We start from the raw sequence: 24,834 nt of genomic DNA, 5'->3' as shown, positions 1-24,834 counted from the left end.
TTATTAAATTAAGAATAGATCTACAAATTCGTTTACATTCATATTTTCTAGTTTTTCTTCATTTAAACAAACTTCATGAATTTGTTCTTGTTGCTTACTAGAATAATGACCTGCCATATTTGCAGTGAATTTTTGAACAACTTTTGGAATTGCTTCGTCTCTACGGAAGCGGTGACCAAGTGGATATTCACATTCCACATTTTCTGTTACTGTGCCATCTTTAAAGTGAACTTGAACAGCGTTGGCGATTGAGCGCTTGTTCGGGTCAAGGTAATCTAAACTGTACTGTTTGTTTTCAACAACAACCATCTTATTACGTAATTCATCTACACGTGGATCGTTTGCTACTGCATCTTCATAATCGTCTGCAACGATATCTCCTTTTAATAAACCAATTGCCGTAATGTATTGTAAACAATGATCACGATCAGCTGGGTTATTTAATGGACCTTCTTTATCAATAATACGAATTGCTGATTCATGAGTTGTAATTGTAATACGGTCAATTTCATCTAATCTCTCTTTAATTTCCGGATGCAACTTCACTGCACATTCTGCAGCCGTTTGTGCATGGAATTCTGCTGGATATGACACTTTAAATAATACATTTTCCATTACATATGACTCTAGTGGTCTTGCTAATTTTAATTCTTGTTTATTGAATAATACATCTTGGAATCCCCATCCTGGCGCAGATAATGCTGTTGGATAACCCATTTCACCTTTTAGAGCAGTCATTGCAAGATGAACACCGCGGCTCGTTGCGTCGCCTGCAGCCCATGATTTACGTGAGCCCGTATTTGGAGCATGACGATATGTACGAAGACTAGAATTATCAATCCACGCATGTGATAATGCATTAAAGATTTCTTCACGTGTTCCGCCAAGCATTTTCGCAACTACTGCAGTTGTTGCTACTTTTACATATAATACATGGTCAAGACCAACTCTGTTTAAGCTGTTTTCTAAAGCAAGCACGCCTTGAATTTCATGTGCTTTAATCATCATTTCTAATACTTCACGTACTTTTAAAGCTTCTTTTCCTTCTGAAATACGAACACGGCTAATATAATCTGCAACTGCTAAAATTCCGCCTAGGTTATCAGATGGATGTCCCCACTCTGCTGCAAGCCAAGTATCGTTATAGTCTAACCAACGGATCATACATCCAATATTAAATGCACCTTTTACTGGATCTAGTACATAAGACGTACCTGGTACACGTGTACCATTTGGCACGATTGTTCCTGGCACAACTGGTCCTAGTAATTTCGTACATTCTGGATATTGCAGTGCTAAAATTCCACATCCAAGTGTATCAAGTAATACGTAACGAGCTGTACTGAATGCTTCTGCACTAGTAACCTCTTTATTTAATACATAATCGGTAATCTCTTCTAATAATGCATCTTTTTGCTTAATTTCATTTGTTTTAATCATGCTATTCTTCCCTTTCTGTCGAAAATTCGTTATTATTAATGATGGGTGTCGGTCAAACACCCATCTGGCGGGCGGCGCTAACAACTCCCCAGTTGTTCTTATTTACTAAGTACATGTCGCTCGCCAATATAATTTACACGAGGACGGAACAAACGATTATTTGCATGTTGCTCAATAACGTGCGCACATAACCCCACTGTTCTAGAGCTAAAGAAGATTGGTGTGTAAAGTTGAATTGGAATACCTAACATCCAATATACTGGAGCTGCATAATAATCAAGATTTGGATAAATTCCTTTTTCTTTTTCCATAATCTTTTCTCCAGCTTCACACATTTCATATAGTGTATAATCACCTTTTACATCACATAACTGTTTTAAAGCTTCCTTCATCATAAGTGCTCTTGGATCCATCTTCTTCATATAAACACGGTGTCCAAAGCCCATAATTTTTTCTTTGTTATATAGTTTCTTCTGTAATAACTCTTCAAATTTCTCAACATTACCAGCTTCTAAAAGCATGTACATAACCGCTTCATTTGCACCGCCATGTAAACTTCCTTTTAAAGATGCAACTGCACCTGTTAAAGCACCGTATAAATCTGATTGTGTTGATGCAATAACGCGAGCTGTAAATGTAGAGTTTGGCATTTCATGCTCACTATATAAAACAAGGGAACGATCAAAGATCTTTTCCTCAAGTTCAGTTGGTTTTTTACCAGTTAACATATAGAAGAAATTCGCACTATAAGATAATTCTTTAAGAGGTTCAATTGGCTCCTCATTATTTAAAATATGATAGCTATTCGCTACAATGTTTGGCACTTTACTTAACAGCTTGTACCCTCGGCTTTTATTCACTTCTAACGAGCGGTTTTCGATATCATTATCGTAACCAGCTAACGCTGACACACCTGTACGTAATCCATCCATGGGATGCGTCTCTTTAGGCAATGCCTTTAGTACGTTGAATACACCTTCTGGTACTGCATATTCTTCTTTTAATTTCTTTTCAAGTGTTACTTTTTCATCTTCATTCGGTAGGTGTTCCTCCAATAAAAGGTGCACAATGTCTAAATACTCTTTTGTTTTTGAGAGTTCGATTAAGTCATACCCTTGAATTACAATTTCACCTTTTACTGTGTCAAGAAACGAGATTTTCGTCTCCGCTGCCACTATACCATCTAATCCCGGGGAAAATTTCTCTTCAGCTTTCATCATTATTTCCTCCAATCCTAATAGATCTTCGTGCACATAACTGTAAGCCTTTACAATATTGTGAAACTACATTTCTATTTCAATGTATCAGAGTTTTTAGAAGATTTCAATTTATTTTATAATGATAAGTTTCCTACACTTTTCTTACTGTAACAATACAATTTTTTGAAAATAATTCTTATATTTTATAAAGAAAGGATAGACTTCTTTGCGTATTTTCAAAAACAAGATATAAAGATTTTTCATATAACACCGCCAAATATACAATTATTCTAATTTTATTTGAGAAATAGAAAAAACGAGCTGTACATAAATACAGCTCGTTACTATATGATATTTATTTCACTATCTCTTAAATATAATTTTTATATAAAACTTATTCATTTTTAATAAAGTTATTATTTTACATAATTAAATTGAATTTCTTCCATTTCCTCATGATAACTTACAAATAAATCATAGTTTTGAAAATACCAAAGATCATCAGAATCTACAAAAAATATAATACCTTCCTTCTCAACTGACACTATTTCGCCATCGGGTTTCTCAGCAACAACCCCTAAAGAATATCCGGGCTGAATTGAACTATCCCCTCCGTACCTTACAGTAAAACGTACAGATTCACCGTGCTTTATACGTAATTCTTCCTGGAACCATTGCAGAGCTTTACGATCAATTGAAATTCTCATCTTTATTCCTCCAGTTTACGCAAACTCTTTTTTTCCTAATCGTTGTTTTACAAAGAAGACGAAAATAATTAAGGCTATCAATGCTGAAATTGCACTCCCTGAAAATAAAATACGATAACCAAACATTTGTGAAACAACTTCAAGTAAAATAGCACCTAACCCGATTCCTAAATCAAACGCTGTAAAAAATGAAGCATTTGCAACTCCTCTTTTACTCGGATCGACAATTGTAAGCATTGCCGCTTGCAAAGCTGGCTGCGCTGAACCAAATCCAATACCGTATAATGTTGCTGCGATAATTACACCTATCAAACCATTTGAGATAGTTAAAACAACTATAGCTAAAATAGTAATACATAATGCTGGAAGTATGATGAATACTTCTCCATACTTATCTAATAGTTTCCCTGAAATTGGTCTTACAATTGTTAATGCAATTGCATATACAAGAAAGAAAGTTCCCGGGTTTACATGAATTGATGATGCAAATAACGGTAAAAAGGTTGTTATTCCTCCATATGCAAACGATAAAAAGAATACTACAATCGTGATTGTTAATACGGATTTCTCAAATAGCTGAATTTTCCCTTTTTCTTTTTGTGGCGTAAATGGGATCTTCGTTATTAATGATAATACAACTGCCATAAAAGATAACAACGTCGCTAATAAAAATAGACCATCAAATGAATAATTTTGCACAACCCATAATCCAATCATAGGTCCAATCGCCATTGCAATTGTCATCGCCATCCCATACCAACCCATACCTTCACCGCGGCGTGAATCTGGAATAATATCCGTTATTGCTGTTCCAACAGCTGTTGTAGAAACAGCCCATGTTACTCCGTGAATAACACGTAAAACAACTAAAAGGACAATAGTCGATGCTATATTATAGGAGTACATCGTTAAGCCAAAAAAGATGAGTCCGAAAATAATAAAGGATCTTCTACCATATTGATCTAACATTCCTCCAATAATCGGTCGTATTACAACAGCAGCTATTGTAAACATCCCCATCATAAGTCCAACTTGCGATTCATTGCCGCCTATCTCTTTAATAAAGAGCGGGAGCGTTGGAACAAGTAAATAAAATCCTGTAAATAAAAATAACATTGCGAAAGTCATTTGAATAAATGATTTCGTCCATAATCGTTCCATAAAAATACCTCCATACACTCGTAAAATATTACGATTAACACCCTCATTGTATATTTTTTTTATCTCTTTTCCCTCCTCAAATAGACGTATCTTTTCATATTAAATAGTCCACCATCAGCTTACATTAGTCTTAAGACTTTGTACGCATATTTTAAACGAAAGTCCTATATATGTACCTTTATACGTGTGAAAAGAATATACTAATTTATTAACACAACTTAGGAGTGAATATTTTATGTGGGTATTATTAAGAGTAACTGCCGTAGTTCCTTCGACTCCTGGGATACATGTTCCTGCAGTTCATACAGCTAGCTCCGATGTAGGAATTGAACTTCCCGCAACTTGGCAGCAATATCAAATTCCCGGTCAAGTTACCCCATCATTTTGGCATCATGGTACACACCCCAGTAGTACTCCCATTCATAGCCATAGTTATCCTCCACTACCTCCGACTCAAGTCTTTTATCATTTCCCTTCAATTTTTTTTCAAAATTTTCATGGTACGTTTAACATTTAATAGCTATCACTGTATTACCCCTACATTTTAATAAGGCGAACCTTTAATCCAGTTTCAACATAACAAAGTCGAATTCCTTAAATAAGAAATTCGACTTTTTAATTGTTTTTCAAACTAAAGTAACCGTTAAAGAAAGACATTTATTAAAGATTTGAATATAATTTTTACTTATTTAATACTTTATATGATTCATCATAGTTAGTCCCTTTGCAGGATAACCAACACATACCATCATTTGCAAGTAGACTTTTCTCTCTTTACGTTAATTCACTCTTTTTCTTCTATCCAGCCCTTAACATTACATTTTCTGTAGCAAAATGAAAAAAGCACTTAAGATTGTAAATTTCCACAAATCTTAAGTGCTTTTTGAAAACTTTTCTATAAATTTTTCTTATTGTCCATTATTGGCAGGAACCTCTCCTGCATTTCCACCATTATTTGGTTGTACTGTTGCAGGTGGGGTTGGAGTTCCTTGACCTCCATTATTATTCGCTGGAGGTGTCGTTCCTTGACCTCCTCCGTTATTTGCTGGAGGTGTCGTTCCTTGGCCTCCTCCGTTATTTGCTGGAGGTGTCGTTCCTTGGCCTCCTCCGTTATTCGCTGGAGGTGTCGTTCCTTGGCCTCCTCCGTTATTCGCTGGAGGTGTCGTTCCTTGACCATTTCCGTTATTTTGTTCATTTTGTTTCTTTTCTTCTTCTTGTTTCTTTTGCTCTTCTAGTTTCTTTTGTTCTTCTTGCTTCTTAAGTTCCTCTTGTTTCTTTTGTTCTTCTTGTTTTTTCAGTTCTTCTTGTTTCTTTAATTCTTCTTGCTTTTTCTCTTCTTCAGTTTTTTGCTGTTGATCTTGTTTTGGTTGCTCCGTTGTATCCGGTACGCTAGTATTTGGCGATGAATCACGTTTTTCACCTTTTATACGTAGCTCACTACCTTCTTGAATAACGCTACTTGGCATTTTAAAGCGTGATTTATCTGTAGCCATTTCACTCATCATTTCTTTAAAAATCAACTGTGCAATTTTCGTATTTTTACTACTAATATACTCGTCTTTGCCATCTTTCATATACCCAGTCCATACTGCCATCGTATATTGCGGTGTATATCCAGCAAACCAACTATCACGAGTTGCACTTTCTGGAATTTTATATTGAGCTAATTGTTTTGATGAGTAGTTTGTCGTACCCGTTTTACCAGCTACATCTAAAGATGCTATATTTGCAGCTGTACCAGTACCTGATGTAACTACAGAACGAAGCATATCTGTAATCATATATGCTGTAGAGTCTGCCATAACTTGTTTTGGTTTTTGTCCAAAACTTTGTGACTTACCATCTGGATAAACGACTTTCTTAACAAAATGCGGTTTCGTATATTTACCCTCATTACCAAATGCCGCATAAGCGCCCGCTATTTCAGTTGGTGATACTTCATTTGTACCAATCGCTGTTGATTCAGTCGGTGCTGCATTAAATGTAATTCCTAATTTCTCAGAGAAGTCTTTTGATTTATTAATTCCCACTTCTTTCGCAGTCTTAATTGCTGGGATATTTCGTGACTTTTCTAATGCTACACGCATTGTAATAGGGCCCATATGACTTCTATCTGCATTTCGAACTTCTTGACCCGTTGAATACTTAAATGGAGAGTCATCAATTTGATGGTACGTAGCCCATTTTAAATATTCAATTGCAGGAGCGTAATCGAAAATCGGCTTCATCGTTGAACCAGCTGCACGATCTAATTCAATTGCCATATTATGCCCTTTAAATACAGCTTTATTTTCTCCACGGCCACTACCTATAGCACGAACTTCTCCTGTTTTCGTATCCATAAATGTGAATGCACCTTGGAATTTATCGTTCGGATAATCAATGATATTATTATTTAAAATATTATCAGCAAGTTTCTGTGCTTTCGGATCTAACGTTGTATAAATTTCTAAACCGTCAGAACCGATATTAGCATCTGGTAATTCTTTTTCTACTTCTTTCACAACTGCATCCATAAATGCAGGGTATGGCATTGTTTGTAGTTGAGCTGCAGGCTTAAGCCCCTTTTCTACGTCAACTTTTGATGCTTCTTCCATTTCCTGTTTTGTTATATATCCATGTCGGTTCATTAAACTTAGAACAACATTTCTTCTTTCTGTTGCTTTTTGAACATTTTCTTTTTTCGTTGGATCATAGTTATTCGGTGCTTTCGGTAAACCTGCAAGCATCGCAACTTCTGGTAATGTTAAGTCCTTCAATTCTTTACCATAGTAGTTTTGTGCTGCTGTTGCGATACCATATGAACGATTACCTAAGTTAATTTTATTTAAGTACATCTCTAATATTTCATGTTTTGAATACTGTTGTTCTAGTTTATAAGCTAGATATATTTCTTGCGCCTTACGCTTTGGTGTTTTATCCATTGATAAGAAGTAGTTTTTAATAACTTGCTGCGTTATCGTACTTCCACCTTGAGAGCCATAATCTCCTTTAAGACTCACTAAAACAGCACGGGCAGTACCTTTAAAGTCTACTCCGCTATGCTCATAAAAACGTGAATCTTCTGTCGCTAAAAATGCATTTTCTACTAATTTAGGTATTTGATCATACGTAACATTCGTCCTTTTTTCTTTTCCATATTCATATACCAAATCCCCGTTTTTATCATAAATTTTTGAGGATAACGGATTAACAAGTTTTGCTTTTTCCAGTTTTGGTGCGTCCTTAATCATTACGAAAAAGGTAGCAACCCCCGCCACTAAACCAACAATACCAAGTAATAAACAAGTAATTAAAAACTTGCGAAAGAATGATGTTTTACCTTTTGGTTTTTGTGTTTTAGAAGCTGGCTGTTTTTTCTTTTTAACTTGTCGTCGTTCCTCTCGAGAACGATAATTTTCTGACATGTTACTTTCTCCTGCCTTTCAATTCTCCCGTTGATTTACTTAAAAATATTGAGGTCACCTTCTAAAATGAATTTGATTAAGAAAGTATATTGACCTGGAGCATTCAATATTTTCCTAATTCACAGATTATAAATTTTAGAATACTTCTTATACAAACTATTTTCACTTCTATTTTTCCTAATAACGCTGCCCCTCTAAGCATAGAATGTAAAAAGTGAATTTTTAATACCTCGTATAAATAATATACCTTTTTTTCAAATGGTCAATATTTTCTTATTTATAAATCAAAGGTGAAATAAAAATAGCACAACGATATGTACTTCGTGTGAACTTCCTTATAATTACGTATAACAAATATTTAATATATTGCATATAAGTATAATACCTCTTTAATTATAAAGATTTCAACACCACAATACCGTTGCCTACAAAGAATTATTAAAAATGAAAAATAAGGAGTTGCATAATAATGAAGCTATCTCCGGTTACCTCAAAAAATATAGTTGCTGTTGGTTATAATCCTTTTTCTATGATTTTGCGAATCCAATTAAAGAATGGTATGTATGATTTCTTTAATGTACCAGAAAGCATTTATACTGGCCTATTACATGCACAATCTAAAAGTTATTATCATAATACTTACATTAAAAATTCTTTCCGCCACACAAAAATTTAAACTTAACACCCACTAAAAAAGAAAGGAGGTTAATCCTCCTTTCTTTTAAAAACATTTTGCAGATGAATTATCTTCGATTCCTCTTATTAATTTCATCATATGCTTGAATTTGTTTTTTCAAACGCCGATCAGCTTTTTTATCATGCACTACAAGAATTGCATGTATAACCCCTGGAACCCAAAATATTAATGTTAATATGAAATTTATGATTGCCTGAATTGGTTTTCCACAAAATAATACAGCAACAGGTGGAAGAAAAATTGCTAATAAATACATCATCCCTTGAAAACTCCTTATTTTGTATTTTATATATCACTTTTCAAAATATACGCAAAAAAACCTACTACCATTTTAATCTTAACCTGCCTCTAAAATCAATGTATCTCCTTCTATTTATATAAGTATTTCAGACTTTTCATTGTTTTCTAGCCTATTTTCTTCCTCTATTGCAGTTATTCCAATTGCGGAAATTAACGTTCCTGTCGCTTGTATCCAAATACCAATGAGTGCAATGATTCTCTCATCCTTCTTATCAAAAATACTATCTTTATTTTCTTTCTCATCTTTCAATACATTTAAAACACCTTGATACGCTTGTAATCCAGCTCCTAAACTTTGCATGGAGTTACCCAGTATAATAATTTTCTGTAATACATTTATATCCACCAAAGCTGCTTCTACTCCTAGAAAAGCACCAATCGATTGTAAACTGTTCCCTGTAATGATAAGATAATTATTTTCTTTCAATTGTTCATTTATATTAAAATATATTCCTATTACATTTGATATATTTCCTAATGCTAATAACTCAATTCCTATTTGATCAAGTAATTTACTTTGATTCTCTCTTTTTTCTTCCCCATCATCATAATTGCTCGCAATGATTTGTAATATATACCCGAGGGCTTGTAATGAGCTTCCTACAATAACAAGTTCCGATTCAACTTTCTCTTCTCCAATAAATCCTCTTGTCGTTCCAATAGCAGCTGTAAGATTCCCCCCTACTTGAAACCATGCCCCTGTCACTTTTAAACTGCTTGGATTCATTTTTATCACCTATTCAAATATTTTCTAAAGCTTTCAAAACAAACAAATCTCACCCTTAATCTTTTATTTTATTTTTCAGATGTAATTTTGTGAATGATATAATGTGCTACTAATATAAAAAGCACCTTAAAGGTGCTTTTTATATGCATGCTGGGCATGTCAATGAATCTCCATTTTTATCTATTGTTATATTCAATATATATTCAATTGCTTTATGTGACCAAGTTTCAGGTGTAGGCGATTCATTTATATATTGTGGCGCACATGACTTCAGCATTGGAGTACTAATACTCCCTCCAGGATCTAAAGCAACTACAGCCATGCCATGGGGTAATTCCAGGGCCATAGATTTAGTGATACCTTCAATTGCAAATTTCGAGGCACAATATGGCGCAAGCTCAGCTTCACCTTCTCTCCCCCAACTAGAACTCATATTAATGATAATTCCTTCTTTCCTAGATACCATTGCGGGAACAAACGCTCTTATTACATTTACTACACCATTCACGTTTACATTCATTACATTTTCGAATTCTTGAGCCGTAATTTTCCAAAGTTGTGCATTTTGATTTACAATCGATGCATTATTTATTATCAGATCGGGAGCCGTATGTCTATTAAGTATATAATTTGCCCAGTTATTAACTTGCTGAGAATCTGAAACATCAATTACTTGGAAATCATGTATTTTACTGTGCTGTTTTTTTAGTTCTTCAATTTTATTTTTTGAACGTCCACAACCATATATGTTCCACCCTAATTCATGAAATCGATCAACCATCGCACGTCCTAACCCTTGTGTCACGCCTGTAATAATTACAGATTTACTAATTTCTTTTCGCTTCATTTCTCTCATCCTCCTTCCCTATATCTTACTCTCTTCATTTTTATTCAGCGATTTACTATAGTATCAACTCAACTCATACTTTAGTAATGGTTTTGATATTGCATACATAAGCAAAAAAAGTAACCATCATGGTTACTTTTTGCTATATATCTAAAAATTCATTGTTTATTTCATTATTGTTTTTACATTTCAACTTCTCTTTTTCACATTTCTCACACTGGTAAATATAAACTACACCTAATATACATTTTTTAAAATCCTCATTATCCTGCCTCTTAATAAAAATATATTTATGTTTACAATGCGATTCACCCAAATAATTTTTAAACCACTTTTTCAACACAACACATTCCACCTTTATGATAGAACCTTTATTTAGCTGCTTTATTACATACTTTTATTTAAATGTTCAATCTCATCTTGCAATTTTTTAAATTGCTCAAAATGCATGGTAATAGATTGGCTACTGCCATAATCAACATTTTGTTTCACTAATATAACACCCGTGTCATGAAAAAGCGCTTCAAGTTCTTTCCTAATAGACACTTTCGCAATATGAGCTGTTTTAATTGCAGATAAAATTGCAATTTCATTAAACTTTAATTTTATTTCATTTGGACAAAATGCGTCTTCAACTAATATAACTTCATTACTATAAATTAATGCAACAAGATTACTTGATTTGGCATCTGTTAAATCAACTTTTTTCATAATATCTTTCATTACATTTTGCCTCCTTTATTTTCATATATATCAATTATACAAAATTTTTAAAAAAATTACTCAACTTTATTATATTAATTTTAACACACTTTTATTGAAATCCACGCTCCAAACGTTTTACTATTCCACAATTTTTATTGTATGAACCATCTGGACTATAACTCCATATAGTAATGTTAACAACTTATTATAAAGCAGGTGAAAATTATGCCCTCAGTTGTAGGAAATTTAGTTGTACAAAATAGCAATGGATCATTTAACTTAGGTGATTTCTACAACGTATCTCCGAAAGAAAATACGAAAGCTTATAATGGTTCCGGCGCATCAAACGTTGGTTTTGTTGTTAATACTTTTAGCGGTGTTAGCGCGACCAATACATTTGATTCTGACCTTGCAGATCAAAACCAAGTGGGTACAGCCTAATCTTATGTTCAACTTTCTGTATAGAAAATTTTAATTTGTCTATACTATAATCAGGCTGTTTGACAGCTCTTGTTGATTTTGGAGTACCCTATCTTTTTCTCCCTTTCCCTGGGGCTCAGCAGCTAGCACGAAGCTAGCTGCTTTTTCTTGTATTATTTGTCTCATAAATCAGAAATAAAAGAAGCTGCCATTTAATATTCAGCTTCTTTTACGTTATTTCAATAATATCCATAGCGTTAAATACGTAAGTTTTATAAAAGGCGTCTGTACAAATTACAATTTGTTTTACCGGATTGATATGTACAACAGTCATGTAGCTTGTTAGTATGTAACCATCTTCAAAATATGTTACCAATATTTCTTTCTCAGACAATAATGACGTTAATAATTTATCAGAAATTCTCTCTTTTGCTTCATTTGTTAAAAGCGGTTTTTGTACTTTTAATTTCTCTCCAATAATCTTTCTCATATTTAAAAGTTGTTCGGACATTACTGTAAACGGAACCCACTCTCTTTCTTCTTTTTGTATCTTTACATCGTTCATTTTTTATCTCCTTGATCATTTATACATTTATTTAGCCATACTATCCCTTAGTTATTTTTAATACTCACTAAACTCGGATTTACTTCTAAACTATAATTAGGTTACCTCTTAAAAGAACATTCGTTCTTATTATACACGAACTTACGTTCTTTTGAGAAGAGCCATACTTATTATTTCTTAACAAAAAACATAATTTTATTTATCTCCATACTTTTTTCCTTTATCAAATAAACTTCTCATTTCTTATATAACATGCATATAACAACTAAAAGGCGACTTCACCCAAAGTGAAATCGCCTTTTTCTAAAAAATATTTCAAAGCTTATTTTTCTATCCTAACTAATGTTCTTTCTGGAATACATAATTCATCTATATTAAAATGATTTATTTTTAAGTTCAATTCCCCTACTCGTTCCTTATCTTCATCACCAACCCAACAACTAAATAATTCGAAATAGTCTCCATCTTCCAAATAACCTTCCATAATCTTGCATAAAGTTAAAAGTTTTTCTTTCGCTTCTTTTTTTCCTTTACATTTTGCCACTCGACAAGTTCAATTCCCCAACTAGTTGAAACCTCATATGTGTAATTTGTTTGGAATTGATAATCTTGTACAATTTCAAGCATACTTTCATCTGAAAAACACGGTCCAAAAACAATTAGATTATTAGAATCCGGATCCGTTAACGGAATTTCTACATTACAGCCTATGTAACTTGCTAAACTCATTTTATACTCCTCCAGTATTCGTATAAAAAATACTTCATAGTATATTTATTTACTCAAATATAAAATCCCTGCCTAAACGAAAAAGTTTTAAAGTTTTATCGTTTATTAACCATCTATAACTGAAAACATATACTATGATGAACGAACTCACAAAGCATAAGAAAAGAGAGCATTTACAACACTCTCTTTTCTTACATACTCTATGGAACTTTACAAAACTGAATCAATGATTTTTATTATTATATTTTATTACATATACTTAGGTTGTACTATTATATGTAACTCTCTCTCTGTATCCGCTTTTTTCGGATGACGAAAATAATTAAGTTCGTACTTTAACACTTTATACTCAACCATCCCGATTTTAATCCCTTTCGTTTCTTTTAATATAGCTAATAAATCACTTACATTTTCATCATATGACTCAAAAATTTTCGCGCCGCCCTCTCCTTGAAAGATTACTTTCATATATTCTCCACCACCTTAATTTATTGATGTGGTAAATGACGCGTTTAAAACGATTCATTCTTTATCCTAAAATTTTCATATGAAAAAGAACATCCTTTCCAATCGAATGCTCAGCTTTTTACTAATTATCCATGTTAAATATTTATTCAAAAACATTATATGTATTATTTTTTAAATTATGTTCGATATCCATTATTAAAGAGTAAATATATGTAATAAACTTGCATAATGAAAACCGTAGAATATCCACTTTCGTTGAAATAATTACAATCCATAATTTTCCATTGTAATTCTTAATATTTAAATGTAATATTGTATTGTCTTACTATCTATTTATAACTCACACACTAATTAGAAAAAGGGAACTCTACATGAGTTCCCTTTTCTAATTATGATTACAGTCATTATTTCTTTTCTAGAAATTTAAATGTATCTTTAAATTCTTTATTATTCACTTTAATATCAGCATCTTTCAATAAATCATTGACTACTTGTTGTTTCCATTTACCTGTCGTATCTTGTAGTCTTTGTTGTTCTATATCTTTACGAATTTTATCCTTTACTTCATCAAATGGCTTTAATTCTTTTTTATCCGTCACTTTAATAATATGGTAACCGTAAATTGTTTTAACCGGCTCACTTACTTGGCCTGCATCTAATTTATACGCAGCTTCCTCAAATTCTTTCACTGTTTGCCCAGGAGCAAAACCAGATATTTCCCCGCCCTGTTCCTTTGAACCAGTATCTTCTGAATACTGTTTTGCTAAGGCAGCAAAATCTTCACCATTATTTACTTTCTCCTTTATTTCTTTAGCCGTTTTTTCATCTTTCACTAAAATGTGACTTACTTTCATTTCTGGTTTATAGTTATCTTTCACATCTTTATCTGTAACTGTTGCTTTAATCGCTTTCTCAAATGCAATTTCTGGCTTCATTTTTTCTTTTAATTCATCTTCATTTTTCAACCCAAGTTGTTCTAAAGTCGATTTAAAGTTTTCACCCATTTTATCTTTTGCTTCTTCTACTTTCTTTTTTGCTTCCTCATCTGAAACTTTATATTTATCTAGCAATGCCTTACTTAACATCATTTGATATAAAGTACTTTCTCCATATTGTTGTCGTAATTCTTTACTTAATTCTTTCTCTGTAACATTTCCTACTTTTGATGTTACTACGTTGTCTGAGGAACCACATGCAGATAATGCTAGCATCATGCATGAAATAATTGTTCCAATAAATATTTTCTTCTTTTTCAATTCAAATACCTCACTTTTATCATTATGCAAATTAACTATACACAGTCATTGTGAAAACAGTGTGTTTTCTACATGTAATTCATTTCATATGAGTTGACTATGTATCATGTATTTTCATTTTTAAATATAAAGAGTCTTCTTACTATGCATAGTAAGAAGACTCTTTATATAATTCTCAAAAAAATATAGCTTCTATAGTTGCTTAATAATTACATGTTTTTCAGGTATCCAACTATTCTGCCCGATATCTACCGCATTTCCCACTCTACCCCACACTCGAAAAGATGTCGATCCATCTATGTTTCCTTTATAATTCATACATTCAGGCTCTTCATAATAATTTACTCCGTAACCGACAGGATATTTTGAAGTTGCATAAAACCATTTCACATTAAAATGTTTTAAATATACCCACTGCTTATCGTTCCCTAAACAAATCATATCTTGCTCACCGCCTCCCCAATAACCTGCTAAGATTAAATATGGAATTTTCTGAGTGAGTGTACCTGTAAATTGGGGATTCATGGGGTTTTCATATAAATTTATTCCATATCCATCAGGATATTTCGAAACTGCAATACCAATGCCATTCGGTTGCTGTGTATACACTATGTTAGATTGATTTGCTTTGTTCGAATTTATAAACCAAGAAAGTGACTTATTTCCTACTAATCGATTCAGATCACATTTCCCAATCCCAGGAACATTCCCTGAATCCGTATATTGCCACATATCGCATGGATATGCTGGCTTATTCCCTCCATAACGAGGGATCCATACGAAATCAGCTTCAATATTACGTGCTCCAAATGATAGATACGTGTGATGCCCTACATATAATCCTACTTTTTCCGCACCTAAACGGCGTAATTCATCAATAAATGCCTGTGTCCCGCCTTGCATATCTACCATCGTTTGAACTTCTACGTCCGCTACCCAAAACTTAGCAGATTGATCACCACGATTCCAAAAATCTCGCGCCTCTTTCTTCGCATCAGCAATAGATATAAAACGGCAAAAAGCATAATTACCAAATGGGATACTATGCTTTTTCATTTCACTAACATAATTTTGATACATAAAATCCACCGTATTAGAGCCATCTTGAACTCTAGCAATCACTAAATCTAGCTGAGATGCTGCAATATCCCAATTGATAGTTCCATTCCATTTTGAAATGTCTACAATATACCCCATACATTCCAGCTCCTTTTGAATGTCCTATTCATAGCTAGTTTTATTGTAAGCCTCAGCTCTCTAAAACTAGCTATCTATAATATAAGTAAAAAGAATCTTTACCGTTTTTCAAAATATATTCTCTTTCAGAAATATTTCTATAAACTTTAACATGTATGCCACATAAAATATTCGAAATACACCCTACTATTCATTTATTATGTAATCTCGTCCTACCAATCATTTTTACATATATTAGAAAAAATCCCCTATATTATTAAGTTATAACTTTCAGTATCGATTTCCTTTCAACTAAAAAATTTCATCCCTCATTTTCTATATATTCTTAAGTCAAAATTACTACCTCTACATGAAATTTGAGATTTAGAAAAATTTTAATTAATTGAAGTTTACTCCTTTTAAATCACAATTTTCCAACCTGAACACTATTGGTGCATAAAAAAAGACATTTTCTATTAATGAAAATGTCTTTTTACAGTTTAATAAAACAACTTTGGTGCTAAATCTGTATTTTGTAATTCTTGATTTTCACTGCTCATAACACAACTTGTGGAAAATAGAATTGGGATACCACAAATCTCATCATTCATTACATCACGAAATACATTGGCAGCAACACCTGTAAACGTTTGACATAAGTTAGAAATATCGTCATTGAAAAACTGAATGACTTCCGCAGCGAAAACCGGAAAGACAACATTCGGTCCGCCAGGGAACTGAGGCTGTACCACAACTTGTTCAAAATAAGGATTATTTTCTAGTGCTACTTGAAATAAATGAGCTATTTCAAATGCATCTAGTGGACAAGGAAATGGATTTACAATTTCATTCTCATTATTCGTTACAATAACTGTCACACTTACATTCCCAAATTGTACAAAAGATTTTAAAAGCGTTGCTAATGCTCTCGCTTTTTCGTTGCTTAACGCATGCACTAAAATAATATAATTACCACCAACAGGAATAAGTGGCCCAACTGTAACAGTTGGATCAGCACCTATTGAATTTTTCAATTCATTAAAATATGTGATCCACGGTGGCGAAAGCTGAGCTTGTACATTTTCTTCCACTACTTTATATTACCTCCTTATACCATTCTTACTAACATAATATGTAACAAATTAAAAAATGTATTAGTTATATTAACTATTTTCGTATTTATTGATTATATTAATTAAACATTTTATTTCGCATTCTCAATTTCCCTTTTACATCTTTAAGCACTTTTACTACTATGAAATTCTTTATTATAAGCAAATCCACTGAAATTTCATATTATACTAATACGACTCTATATCCATTAAATTATAATACTCAATATTAGGAGCTGATTTCATGGAAAAAAAGCCTATCGTGTTCAAAATCCCACCAAATTCAAAGCTAAAAGTTACATTTTTCGGTCCTTGTAACGAAGTAATTACAAATGTGTCTATTATTAATCAACTATGCACCCCAAAATGTCAAACTATCACGCAATATCCAGACTTTAAGAAATATGTAACTGAAGTACGATCGTTATCCCGTTGTTAGTCCGCATAATGCACGATTTTCACAACTTTGTTACCTAAAATAACTGAGAAAGAAAATGACTGCATTCCTAGACTAAAATTACTCATTTTATGATATTCCATTGATAATTCATTGATTTTTTACACGTTTTTATTAAAAGGACATATATTATCGTATGGAGATTATCCACTCATAAAACCTATCTTTCTTTGGAGCGTACTTATTATGTATGCTCTTTTTTTATGTAACCGTCCCCTTCTAAATTGACCAACAATATATTAAAATTCTTTATGTACTCAAGGAGGTCAAATATGTTCAAGCTGCATCCAATACTACTCATCTTAGGATTGATTTTGTTTTTATATAGTGTAATCGCCTTTATGTTATTCTTTTCAGTGTACTAGCATTCCCTACACAAATTTATGTTCAATATGTAATTTCTATATAGTAAAGAAAAAACGTAATGATACGATCTTTTATGTATTTCGTCTTTCTTGTTCTATAAAAAAACTAGTAAACTTACTAACACTGAGTTTTCAGAAGCATGTTACTTATTTACATATTATTTTTTTCATTATCTGAATAAGGTTAAAGCCTCTACAAATTAAACTACACTTTACCTGTTTACTTATATATTTTAGAAAAACAATAATAATCCCCCACCATTTGGTAAGGGGATTAACTAAACCTACTAAAAAACATTTAATGATCTGTTTTATTTAATTGGAGAAGGAAATCTTGCCGCTTCAAAGTGAACCGTATTTAAACCATTAACATTTTGTACAATTACGCCCGCAATACTACTTTCTGCAAAAACTTCAACTGAATCTCCTGCTTCTAATTGAAGAATAGTAGTTACTGAAACATCATTATTAAAAAATACTCCTGTTCCAAAGAAATCATTATCTATCGCTATTGCTGGATTTCCATTTACACGAATTTCTACTCTAGCTCTGTAATTCACATTAAAATCATTTGGAGAAAATGTTATATTTCCTAATACACTATATACCCCTCTAGTTTTCGGAGTGAAAATGGATGTTACTGGATTATATTCATTCGCTAGATCAAATTGTTCATTTTGAAATAATACTTTAACAGGAGTATTTGCTAGAACAGGTTGATTAACTGTATTCACAGCTCTAAATGCCGATGCCCTTACAAGCTCCTCTTTCTTATCATCACAACACTTCACCTTTACATACTTCCTATCACATTTACTACTTTTTCTATAACAATCATGACTTTCCTTTTTGTAATCTTTACAATACTTACAGTAATAATAAGACATAGTTAGTCCCCCTTTACACTTATTTTTATATAGTATGCTATATAGATTAGAATAGCTTGGACGACCTGTTACTATTTTTAATAGAGTAAAAAACCCTCACCATTTCGGTGAGGATTTACCTTTAAGCTTCTGTAAACTCAATGTTTAATGACTTTATTTAATCGGCGAAGGAAATCTTGCTGCTTCAAAATGTGCTCCATCTTCTAAAGGACTTAAAACTCCATCTATACTACTTTGTGCATAAACCTCAACTTCATCCCCTGCATTCAATTGAACAATCGTCGAAACACTTACTACATTTCCAAAACTGATTGGACCAAAAAAGTCATTATCTATAGCTATCGCTGCGTTTCCATTCACACGAATTTCTACACGCGCTCTATAATTTAAAGTTGGATTGTTTGGAAAGAAACCAATCGTTCCAATAATAGAATATACACCTTTAGTCTTCGGCATAAAAATAGATGTTGCTGGATTATACTCATTCGCTAAATCAAATTGTTCATTTTGAAATAACACTTTCACAAAAGTATTAGCAGGAACATTTTGATTCACAGTATTTCTAGCTCTAAATGCCGATGCTCTAACAAGATTGTCCTTGTTATCATGACACTTACTAGTGTTCTTACAACAATCATGATGCTTCTTTTTATACTCCTTACAATGCTTACAGTAGTAATAACAAGACATACTAATTCCCCTTTCAAACTTATTACTACATATTATGTAAGATTGATTTATAAGGTTTGGACTAGCTATTCTTATTATTCATAAGGGCGCTATTAACCTGCACCCTTATTTATATACACCACTTCATTCCTTACTAGTTATAAGTTGTATACAGCTCCATATGGAATAGTCAGAAAAGAACTTCCGTACGGTGGAACTTGATATACTGGGTAAAAATACTCTACGGATGAATAATACGGTTGTACACCTTGCTGCATTTGCAATTGTTGTTGCATTTGCAATGCTTGTTGAATAGCTTGGACTGTACTTTGTGCTCCACTATACGTTATAGATGTACCATACGCTGGTCGCATACCAGTTTCAGAATTAAAATATGAATAAAACATGATTTTCAACTCACTTTCGTATAAGTTATTACAAAGTATGTTATGATTCTATATTTCAGTGAGTGCTGAAAGCTAATTCACTAGCTTTTATTAAGTTTAAACATTTTTAATCTAAATATCATTCTCCAAATAAAAGCACCCTCAACGGATGCTTTTTGTTTCTCGCTAAATTTTCCTACTACCATTATTCATTAGCAATAATTTAGTTGTCCACGAATTTCACCATTAGGATGTTGTACTGTATGAACATTAATATATATGTTTCCAGATATAATCTCATTTACAAGAGTGCCTAATGTTTGACCCGCTAACGGTCCAACCAAATCTTCTTGAGTAATCATTCCCGTAAGAGTTGCGCACTCTATTGAAACTGGATTTGTTATCGGTCCAAATAAAAAAGCTACAACAGGGCCGTTCGTTCCTTTTAATCCAAGATGCAGATGGGCAGCTACTACATCCTCTATATTGAATAAATCTAACTTGAACCTTAGGCTAAGCTCGTCCCGACTTAATTTAAAGAAACCCTCTCCTCGAGCATCTGTTTCTACTGGTGGAACTTCATTTCTACCACGCAATTTTGCAAAGAACATATCTATCACTCCTATAATTTTTATACTTCTAATATATTCTGACCCTTCTTATAAAGTGACAAAAAAGCAGCTGTTAGGTCAATTTTAATTTATTAAATATAATAGTTTAATTTATTAATTATATTAAATTCATACATTTAACTATTACACTTTTAAAGTTTAATCCATATACTATATTAGATTACTAGAGAGGAGGCGTAAGCATGGGAAGTTGTGTTTTGTTCGTTAATGGACAACCTCTTTTAGTGGTTTCAGTTGCTGGAATCGAAATTGCTAGATTAGAGCTTTCTCTTCAAGTAGCATTGACTCTAATAGCATTAGGAATTCCAATTTGCGCATAATAGTTAGATAATTATAAAAAAGAGGGTTTAAACTCTCTTTTTTATTTATTCCTTAACAATAAAAAAGACACCACTTGGATAATGGTATCTATCGAAATATTCGTCATAAGTTTCATTACTACTAAACTAACAATCCTACTAATTCACGTGTAATTCCTGAGAACGAATAGCCATATGCAAAACCTACAATACGAACTCCTGTATTCCATTTTCAATAAGTATATGTTATTTTTCTAAAAAGCAGTTTCTATTACCAGTTTTCATGAAAACTTTTCGCTTTTGCTAACCGCTCTTTTTTATTAAACTATTAATACTCCTTGAACCCTTTTTACTTACTGCATCATATAATTTTAAACTTAGCATTCAATAAAAAATTTTCCTACTATCAAATATGCGCAATATGTGAGGCTCTTTTACAACTAGTCTATTTATCGCTCCCTTCTAACTCCTCACTTTCTTCACGTATTTGTCCAATTAATGAAAATACAGAACCTACGGCTTGGATCCAACTTCCTATGGTATCTATTAACTGGCCTTCTTTCTTTTTATCCGGTTGACTATTTGCTTGATTGTCTAAAATTTCCCCTGTATCATTTACTAGATTTTCTTTACTATCCTGCCGATCTCTTCTAATACTTTTTAGCTCATATATCCCTCCAATCGCTTGCAAGGAATTTCCTATAGCTTGCAATAAGTTTCCTACAACATTAAAAGACTCATCTTTATCTGAAGTATCTTCAAATTCATCTGCTAATGCTGTAAGTCCTCCTAAAGCCTGCGCCCAATTTCCAGAAATAACCAATTTAACTTTTGTTTCATCTGTAAAATCAATAACTAACCCTGATATTACAGTTACATTACCAATTGATTGGATTTCGTTTCCAATTTTTTCAAAGGAAATTTCCCCTTGACCATCAGCCTCTAAAGCGTTACCAACTGCTTGCAATGTGTTTCCATATATATTCAGATTCTCCCTTACATTACTGCTTATAAAATAGAACGGTGTACTTCCAATAGCGGAAGTTATTGTACCTATAGCTGCTATCAATGCACCAAATATTTCTTTTAATTGGTTCTCCATTTATAACCTATCCCAACATTAAATAATTACTTTTATCCTATTTAATCACACAGCTCTCTGTTAGAAATTCAAACTGTCCCTTAACCTGTTCCTTCTTTATTATATTGTCTTATAAAAACAAACATCCTTAAAAATAACACCTATATATTGATCGTTTCTCTACATTGTTTTGTATAATACATATTACTAACACCGCTTTTTTTATGTTCCTATCTTTAAATGTATTAAACCACTTACTAGTCATTATTCTCTTCACATAAATTGCGCATTTTATGATTGGAAAAAATAAATAAATTCCCATTAAACTTTTTAACCTTCATTATATTTCCTATTAATAACTAAGCGTTGATATATATCCAATTAGAACCTCCCGATTTTCTTGAAAATTTTTTAAAAACTTAGAAGCGATAATAATTTATCTATATCACGATCTAAACTACTCTTCCTAGCCATACATATTCTTCGCCTTCGAATCATGTCTCTATAAAATAAAAAAACAGCTATTAAACTGCTTTAAATTCATTTTATCCCCAAAAGAAATGATATATATATTCTCCCGTTACACTTTGATCGATTCCAACAATTCTAGCAAATCTCATCAAGTCCGCTCCCTGAAGAAAATACATTTTGAGCGTAACTGGCACTTGTGACCACATAAATTGATAAAACTCCTCGACTCTCCGATTTGTCGAAACAATTAAATCATTTACAGGTCCTTGATTCCATATTGAAGTTCTAACTGAAGTAAACGGAATATCTTTCCCATTAACCACTATTCTGGCCATACTTTGAGTTATGTCCACACCAATTCCCTCCATCGTTATAAAAATCGGACCTGTTTCTACAGTCATATTTTATAAATATTCTTGACTGTTATAAATGATTAAGGCAAATCCCTAATAAAATTTTTTATTAATTAATTTCCATTACATTTATATAAATTCTAGCCTTATACAGTTTTTATAATAAAATATGAAATATTCATGTGTTATCTTCAATACGTTCTTTTCTTTTTATAATTTCGTGTGAGATATACCATGACTTGAAGCCCTAGCCTCCTAATCCTAGGGCTTCTCCATTGAAATAACGATTTTAATAAAACTTTTCACCTTTTAACTGGACAAGCATATATTATTGTATGGAGGCATCCACTCATAGAAATCTATCTTTCTTGTGAAAGAGCATGCTTATATGCATGTTCTTTTTCGATATTATGAAATAAAGACTTCACATACATTAGAGAAATACATACAATACTTATGATCATCTCATTATGAATCATTTAGTATCATTTTCCATACATTCCTTGGTCATGGAACGCCTTTCTCCCAAGGCGTTCTTTAATTTCCAGATAAGGGGTTTGTTAAAGAATTGAATAAAGTGAAACTCTAATCAATGGGGGGTGTTCATCCCCCACTGATTATTAGCCCTCACCAATCGGGCTTTTACGGGCAGCCCGACCGCCACCTAACTTCTTTGCTTCTGCTGAATTTTAAGGTGGGGTCTTACTGCTCACAAATAGCGGGCTAAAATCTTTAAATCCACTGAAACCATGTTCCTTTGTCTCTCTGATTCCATCAATTATAGAAAATAGCTAAACCAATTAACGCCTTTGTTCACTGTAGTAATTTTCTTGTATAATAAAAGTTAATTAATCTAGAAGGGACTGAATTATGCGCAGATATCAATATTTTTAAACTACCTATTCTTACAACATAACGGAGGTAAAAGTATTGATTACTGAACTACACACACAACGATTATATTTAAGGCAAATGAAAGCATCTGATTCATTAAGTATGTTTAAAATATGGTCTGATCCTGATTACTAAATTCATGAATATAAGTAATTTCACCGATGAAAGCCAGGCAAAAGATATGATTCAATTTCTTAACGAACTCGCTCAAAATAATAAAGCTATACGTTTTACTATTATTGAAAAAGAATCTAATCACATTATCGGTTCATATGGCTATAATTCCTTAGATTTTGAAAACTCAAAGACTGAGATTGGTTATGATATTTCAAAAAAATTTTGGGGTAAAGGATATGCCCCTGAAGCAATATCCTCTTTATTAGATTATGCTTTTACACATTTAAAACTATATCGTGTTGAAGCAAAAGTTGAACCTGCAAATGTAAATTCCATAAAGGTATTAGAAAAATTAAACTTTACTTTTGAAGGGACTCTGAGAAAGAGCGAAAAATCAGCTGGAAAGCTTATCGATTTAAATATCTATTCGAAATTAATAAGCGATTAATTTTAGTCACTCTGCCCACACTCAATCAAAGTGTGGGCTTCTTTAATTGCTGTATAAAATTCAGAAGTTTGACACAATCCTGGAAAAAGCTTATAAAGTAAAGTGAGGTTCCGTTATTTTCACACTTAGAAGTGCAGTCATGTTATATACAATTTAAAATACAGTTTTATAAGTGTGAACGAACTACAAAACTAAAAAACAAATAATAAGTTTGCAACATGTTTGCAAATACGAATTTTGCATATAAATTCGTGTAATATTGAAAGGAGTTTTACTTATGAAAGAAATTAAAACAGAACAAGAATTCAAAGACATCATCGCAAGCGAGGAGCCTGTAGTTGTTAAGTTCTTTACTACATGGTGCCCAGATTGCGTACGTATGGACAACTTTATCGGAGATGTAATGGAAGAGTTCAATAAATTTGAATGGTATTCTATTAATAAAGATGAGTTTCCAAGTATCGCTGAAGAGTATCAAGTAATGGGTATTCCAAGTTTACTTGTATACCAAAATAGTGAGAAGCTAGGCCACTTACATAGTGCTAATGCAAAAACTGAAGAGCAAGTTACTGAGTTTTTAGAAGCATACTAAAATAAAAGCCCTCTGGAAAATATTTTTCAGAGGGCTTTTATCTGTTTTCACAATTATCTTTTGATGTTTTTCATCGTTTAATGAATTACACCCTGTCATTATAAGAATAGTACATAGTAAGAAAAGTATTCGCTTCTTCATCCATCTACCCTCCTATCTCTTTAGTAAATAAACTCTAATTAGGTTCACACCCTGACTTTGTACTTTTCAACATATTTTTCCTTCACGAAACTTTGTTATCCCCTTCTTAAAAAGCTATAAAACGTC

The 24,834-nt window shown here is 32.5% G+C and carries 29 protein-coding genes and 1 pseudogene; 7 read left to right on the top strand and 23 right to left on the bottom strand.

The genetic code is table 11. From position 1 onward, the window contains the following. Positions 1-3: 3 nt before the first annotated feature. From prpD to MR143_RS14570, 4 genes are all read right to left on the bottom strand, one after another. A complete protein-coding gene (gene prpD / locus MR143_RS14585) occupies positions 4-1,440 on the bottom strand; it encodes a 2-methylcitrate dehydratase (RefSeq protein WP_000598123.1) in 1,437 nt (478 codons plus the stop codon). Between the two features lie 98 nt (positions 1,441-1,538). After that, a complete protein-coding gene (gene mmgD / locus MR143_RS14580) occupies positions 1,539-2,660 on the bottom strand; it encodes a citrate synthase (RefSeq protein WP_002041090.1) in 1,122 nt (373 codons plus the stop codon). A 395-nt stretch (positions 2,661-3,055) separates the two neighbouring features. Next, a complete protein-coding gene (locus tag MR143_RS14575) occupies positions 3,056-3,346 on the bottom strand; it encodes a HesB/YadR/YfhF family protein (RefSeq protein ID WP_001222842.1) in 291 nt (96 codons plus the stop codon). Positions 3,347-3,361: 15 nt separating this feature from the next. Continuing rightward, entirely contained in the window at positions 3,362-4,507 is a 1,146-nt protein-coding gene (locus MR143_RS14570; protein ID WP_242280810.1) for an MFS transporter, read from the bottom strand. 235 nt (positions 4,508-4,742) lie between these two features. Between MR143_RS14570 and MR143_RS14565 the strand changes: the two genes are divergently transcribed. Continuing rightward, complete coding sequence (locus tag MR143_RS14565; protein ID WP_000270088.1) at positions 4,743-5,024, top strand: hypothetical protein; 282 nt, start codon at positions 4,743-4,745, stop codon at positions 5,022-5,024. 391 nt (positions 5,025-5,415) lie between these two features. On the opposite strand, the gene MR143_RS14560 is transcribed toward MR143_RS14565, so the two are convergent. Next, positions 5,416-7,914, bottom strand: a complete 2,499-nt coding sequence (locus MR143_RS14560) for a transglycosylase domain-containing protein (RefSeq protein ID WP_001293948.1) — start codon at positions 7,912-7,914, stop codon at positions 5,416-5,418. A gap of 469 nt (positions 7,915-8,383) precedes the next feature. Here MR143_RS14560 and MR143_RS14555 point away from each other — a divergent pair, with 469 nt between their 5' ends. Continuing rightward, entirely contained in the window at positions 8,384-8,590 is a 207-nt protein-coding gene (locus tag MR143_RS14555; RefSeq protein ID WP_000777844.1) for a KTSC domain-containing protein, read from the top strand. Between the two features lie 67 nt (positions 8,591-8,657). Here the strand turns inward: MR143_RS14555 and MR143_RS14550 are convergent, their stop codons facing one another. The 5 genes from MR143_RS14550 to MR143_RS14530 all read right to left on the bottom strand — a co-directional run bounded on the left by MR143_RS14550 (position 8,658) and on the right by MR143_RS14530 (position 11,208). After that, the gene (locus tag MR143_RS14550; protein WP_000990219.1) at positions 8,658-8,870 is read right to left on the bottom strand and encodes a YqaE/Pmp3 family membrane protein; all 213 of its coding nucleotides are present in this window, start codon (positions 8,868-8,870) and stop codon (positions 8,658-8,660) included. A gap of 114 nt (positions 8,871-8,984) precedes the next feature. Then, entirely contained in the window at positions 8,985-9,638 is a 654-nt protein-coding gene (locus tag MR143_RS14545; protein ID WP_001070045.1) for a DUF6944 family repetitive protein, read from the bottom strand. A 139-nt stretch (positions 9,639-9,777) separates the two neighbouring features. Continuing rightward, entirely contained in the window at positions 9,778-10,485 is a 708-nt protein-coding gene (locus MR143_RS14540; RefSeq protein ID WP_000823067.1) for an SDR family oxidoreductase, read from the bottom strand. 142 nt (positions 10,486-10,627) lie between these two features. Continuing rightward, positions 10,628-10,828, bottom strand: a complete 201-nt coding sequence (locus MR143_RS14535) for a hypothetical protein (protein ID WP_000915147.1) — start codon at positions 10,826-10,828, stop codon at positions 10,628-10,630. 44 nt (positions 10,829-10,872) lie between these two features. After that, complete coding sequence (locus MR143_RS14530; RefSeq protein ID WP_000651907.1) at positions 10,873-11,208, bottom strand: hypothetical protein; 336 nt, start codon at positions 11,206-11,208, stop codon at positions 10,873-10,875. A 207-nt stretch (positions 11,209-11,415) separates the two neighbouring features. On the opposite strand from MR143_RS14530, the gene gerPF reads away from it, so the two are divergent. Further along, a complete protein-coding gene (gene gerPF, locus MR143_RS14525) occupies positions 11,416-11,631 on the top strand; it encodes a spore germination protein GerPF (RefSeq protein ID WP_001141569.1) in 216 nt (71 codons plus the stop codon). 208 nt (positions 11,632-11,839) lie between these two features. Here gerPF and MR143_RS14520 read toward each other — a convergent pair whose 3' ends face one another. From MR143_RS14520 to MR143_RS14490, 7 genes are all read right to left on the bottom strand, one after another. Continuing rightward, positions 11,840-12,175 carry a YolD-like family protein gene (locus tag MR143_RS14520; protein ID WP_001999741.1) on the bottom strand — a complete coding sequence of 112 codons (336 nt, stop codon included), beginning with the start codon at positions 12,173-12,175 and terminating at the stop codon, positions 11,840-11,842. Between the two features lie 322 nt (positions 12,176-12,497). Beyond that, complete coding sequence (locus tag MR143_RS33450) at positions 12,498-12,647, bottom strand: hypothetical protein (protein WP_194807957.1); 150 nt, start codon at positions 12,645-12,647, stop codon at positions 12,498-12,500. A gap of 26 nt (positions 12,648-12,673) precedes the next feature. Then, positions 12,674-12,904, bottom strand: coding sequence for a KH domain-containing protein (locus MR143_RS33445; RefSeq protein ID WP_000050517.1), 231 nt, complete (start codon positions 12,902-12,904; stop codon positions 12,674-12,676). 249 nt (positions 12,905-13,153) lie between these two features. Further along, entirely contained in the window at positions 13,154-13,372 is a 219-nt protein-coding gene (locus MR143_RS14505; RefSeq protein WP_000864279.1) for a hypothetical protein, read from the bottom strand. Positions 13,373-13,776: 404 nt separating this feature from the next. Beyond that, positions 13,777-14,628: a peptidylprolyl isomerase PrsA gene (locus MR143_RS14500; protein WP_000727341.1), complete on the bottom strand. Its 852-nt coding sequence runs from the start codon at positions 14,626-14,628 to the stop codon at positions 13,777-13,779. 192 nt (positions 14,629-14,820) lie between these two features. Next, entirely contained in the window at positions 14,821-15,825 is a 1,005-nt protein-coding gene (locus tag MR143_RS14495) for a glycoside hydrolase family 25 protein (protein WP_000540665.1), read from the bottom strand. A gap of 479 nt (positions 15,826-16,304) precedes the next feature. Then, positions 16,305-16,895 carry a hypothetical protein gene (locus MR143_RS14490; RefSeq protein ID WP_000392280.1) on the bottom strand — a complete coding sequence of 197 codons (591 nt, stop codon included), beginning with the start codon at positions 16,893-16,895 and terminating at the stop codon, positions 16,305-16,307. 265 nt (positions 16,896-17,160) lie between these two features. Here MR143_RS14490 and MR143_RS14485 point away from each other — a divergent pair, with 265 nt between their 5' ends. Next, positions 17,161-17,355, top strand: a complete 195-nt coding sequence (locus MR143_RS14485) for a hypothetical protein (protein ID WP_000412557.1) — start codon at positions 17,161-17,163, stop codon at positions 17,353-17,355. A 694-nt stretch (positions 17,356-18,049) separates the two neighbouring features. On the opposite strand, the gene MR143_RS14480 is transcribed toward MR143_RS14485, so the two are convergent. The 4 genes from MR143_RS14480 to MR143_RS14465 form a co-directional block, all read right to left on the bottom strand. Further along, the gene (locus tag MR143_RS14480; protein ID WP_000122944.1) at positions 18,050-18,625 is read right to left on the bottom strand and encodes a complement C1q domain-containing protein; all 576 of its coding nucleotides are present in this window, start codon (positions 18,623-18,625) and stop codon (positions 18,050-18,052) included. Positions 18,626-18,778: 153 nt separating this feature from the next. Then, positions 18,779-19,315, bottom strand: a complete 537-nt coding sequence (locus MR143_RS14475) for a C1q-like domain-containing protein (protein WP_002181583.1) — start codon at positions 19,313-19,315, stop codon at positions 18,779-18,781. 137 nt (positions 19,316-19,452) lie between these two features. After that, positions 19,453-19,701 carry a DUF3947 family protein gene (locus MR143_RS14470; RefSeq protein ID WP_242280809.1) on the bottom strand — a complete coding sequence of 83 codons (249 nt, stop codon included), beginning with the start codon at positions 19,699-19,701 and terminating at the stop codon, positions 19,453-19,455. Between the two features lie 191 nt (positions 19,702-19,892). Then, positions 19,893-20,291 (bottom strand): CHRD domain-containing protein, encoded by a 399-nt coding sequence (locus MR143_RS14465; protein ID WP_000464545.1) that lies wholly within the window; start codon positions 20,289-20,291, stop codon positions 19,893-19,895. Between the two features lie 203 nt (positions 20,292-20,494). Here MR143_RS14465 and MR143_RS14460 point away from each other — a divergent pair, with 203 nt between their 5' ends. After that, positions 20,495-20,632: a DUF3956 family protein gene (locus MR143_RS14460; RefSeq protein WP_000534225.1), complete on the top strand. Its 138-nt coding sequence runs from the start codon at positions 20,495-20,497 to the stop codon at positions 20,630-20,632. A gap of 424 nt (positions 20,633-21,056) precedes the next feature. Here the strand turns inward: MR143_RS14460 and MR143_RS14455 are convergent, their stop codons facing one another. Both MR143_RS14455 and MR143_RS14450 read right to left on the bottom strand, forming a co-directional pair. Then, positions 21,057-21,713 (bottom strand): DUF6944 family repetitive protein, encoded by a 657-nt coding sequence (locus MR143_RS14455; RefSeq protein ID WP_000431338.1) that lies wholly within the window; start codon positions 21,711-21,713, stop codon positions 21,057-21,059. 524 nt (positions 21,714-22,237) lie between these two features. After that, on the bottom strand, positions 22,238-22,564 hold the full coding sequence (locus MR143_RS14450; RefSeq protein ID WP_199717810.1) for a hypothetical protein: 327 nt from the start codon (positions 22,562-22,564) through the stop codon (positions 22,238-22,240). A gap of 882 nt (positions 22,565-23,446) precedes the next feature. Here MR143_RS14450 and MR143_RS14445 point away from each other — a divergent pair. Further along, a pseudogene (locus MR143_RS14445) lies at positions 23,447-23,975 on the top strand (GNAT family N-acetyltransferase). Between the two features lie 277 nt (positions 23,976-24,252). Continuing rightward, complete coding sequence (locus MR143_RS14440; protein ID WP_000658788.1) at positions 24,253-24,567, top strand: thioredoxin family protein; 315 nt, start codon at positions 24,253-24,255, stop codon at positions 24,565-24,567. Positions 24,568-24,834 lie beyond the last annotated feature (267 nt).

Source organism: Bacillus cereus group sp. BfR-BA-01347, from assembly GCF_022663835.1.
Taxonomy (GTDB): Bacteria; Bacillota; Bacilli; order Bacillales; family Bacillaceae_G; genus Bacillus_A; species Bacillus_A thuringiensis_K.
This window is presented reverse-complemented; position numbering and strand designations above follow the sequence as displayed.

Excerpts from the sequence above, each read along its gene's own strand:
- prpD (WP_000598123.1), bottom strand. The coding sequence starts at position 1,440 with ATGATTAAAACAAATGAAATTAAGCAAAAAGATGCATTATTAGAAGAG.
- mmgD (WP_002041090.1), bottom strand. The coding sequence starts at position 2,660 with ATGATGAAAGCTGAAGAGAAATTTTCCCCGGGATTAGATGGTATAGTG.
- MR143_RS14575 (WP_001222842.1), bottom strand. The coding sequence starts at position 3,346 with ATGAGAATTTCAATTGATCGTAAAGCTCTGCAATGGTTCCAGGAAGAA.
- MR143_RS14570 (WP_242280810.1), bottom strand. The coding sequence starts at position 4,507 with ATGGAACGATTATGGACGAAATCATTTATTCAAATGACTTTCGCAATG.
- MR143_RS14565 (WP_000270088.1), top strand. The coding sequence starts at position 4,743 with ATGTGGGTATTATTAAGAGTAACTGCCGTAGTTCCTTCGACTCCTGGG.
- MR143_RS14560 (WP_001293948.1), bottom strand. The coding sequence starts at position 7,914 with ATGTCAGAAAATTATCGTTCTCGAGAGGAACGACGACAAGTTAAAAAG.
- MR143_RS14555 (WP_000777844.1), top strand. The coding sequence starts at position 8,384 with ATGAAGCTATCTCCGGTTACCTCAAAAAATATAGTTGCTGTTGGTTAT.
- MR143_RS14550 (WP_000990219.1), bottom strand. The coding sequence starts at position 8,870 with ATGATGTATTTATTAGCAATTTTTCTTCCACCTGTTGCTGTATTATTT.
- MR143_RS14545 (WP_001070045.1), bottom strand. The coding sequence starts at position 9,638 with ATGAATCCAAGCAGTTTAAAAGTGACAGGGGCATGGTTTCAAGTAGGG.
- MR143_RS14540 (WP_000823067.1), bottom strand. The coding sequence starts at position 10,485 with ATGAAGCGAAAAGAAATTAGTAAATCTGTAATTATTACAGGCGTGACA.
- MR143_RS14530 (WP_000651907.1), bottom strand. The coding sequence starts at position 11,208 with ATGAAAGATATTATGAAAAAAGTTGATTTAACAGATGCCAAATCAAGT.
- gerPF (WP_001141569.1), top strand. The coding sequence starts at position 11,416 with ATGCCCTCAGTTGTAGGAAATTTAGTTGTACAAAATAGCAATGGATCA.
- MR143_RS14520 (WP_001999741.1), bottom strand. The coding sequence starts at position 12,175 with ATGAACGATGTAAAGATACAAAAAGAAGAAAGAGAGTGGGTTCCGTTT.
- MR143_RS33445 (WP_000050517.1), bottom strand. The coding sequence starts at position 12,904 with ATGAGTTTAGCAAGTTACATAGGCTGTAATGTAGAAATTCCGTTAACG.
- MR143_RS14505 (WP_000864279.1), bottom strand. The coding sequence starts at position 13,372 with ATGAAAGTAATCTTTCAAGGAGAGGGCGGCGCGAAAATTTTTGAGTCA.
- MR143_RS14495 (WP_000540665.1), bottom strand. The coding sequence starts at position 15,825 with ATGGGGTATATTGTAGACATTTCAAAATGGAATGGAACTATCAATTGG.
- MR143_RS14485 (WP_000412557.1), top strand. The coding sequence starts at position 17,161 with ATGGAAAAAAAGCCTATCGTGTTCAAAATCCCACCAAATTCAAAGCTA.
- MR143_RS14480 (WP_000122944.1), bottom strand. The coding sequence starts at position 18,625 with ATGTCTTATTATTACTGTAAGTATTGTAAAGATTACAAAAAGGAAAGT.
- MR143_RS14475 (WP_002181583.1), bottom strand. The coding sequence starts at position 19,315 with ATGTCTTGTTATTACTACTGTAAGCATTGTAAGGAGTATAAAAAGAAG.
- MR143_RS14470 (WP_242280809.1), bottom strand. The coding sequence starts at position 19,701 with ATGTTTTATTCATATTTTAATTCTGAAACTGGTATGCGACCAGCGTAT.
- MR143_RS14465 (WP_000464545.1), bottom strand. The coding sequence starts at position 20,291 with ATGTTCTTTGCAAAATTGCGTGGTAGAAATGAAGTTCCACCAGTAGAA.
- MR143_RS14460 (WP_000534225.1), top strand. The coding sequence starts at position 20,495 with ATGGGAAGTTGTGTTTTGTTCGTTAATGGACAACCTCTTTTAGTGGTT.
- MR143_RS14455 (WP_000431338.1), bottom strand. The coding sequence starts at position 21,713 with ATGGAGAACCAATTAAAAGAAATATTTGGTGCATTGATAGCAGCTATA.
- MR143_RS14450 (WP_199717810.1), bottom strand. The coding sequence starts at position 22,564 with ATGACTGTAGAAACAGGTCCGATTTTTATAACGATGGAGGGAATTGGT.
- MR143_RS14440 (WP_000658788.1), top strand. The coding sequence starts at position 24,253 with ATGAAAGAAATTAAAACAGAACAAGAATTCAAAGACATCATCGCAAGC.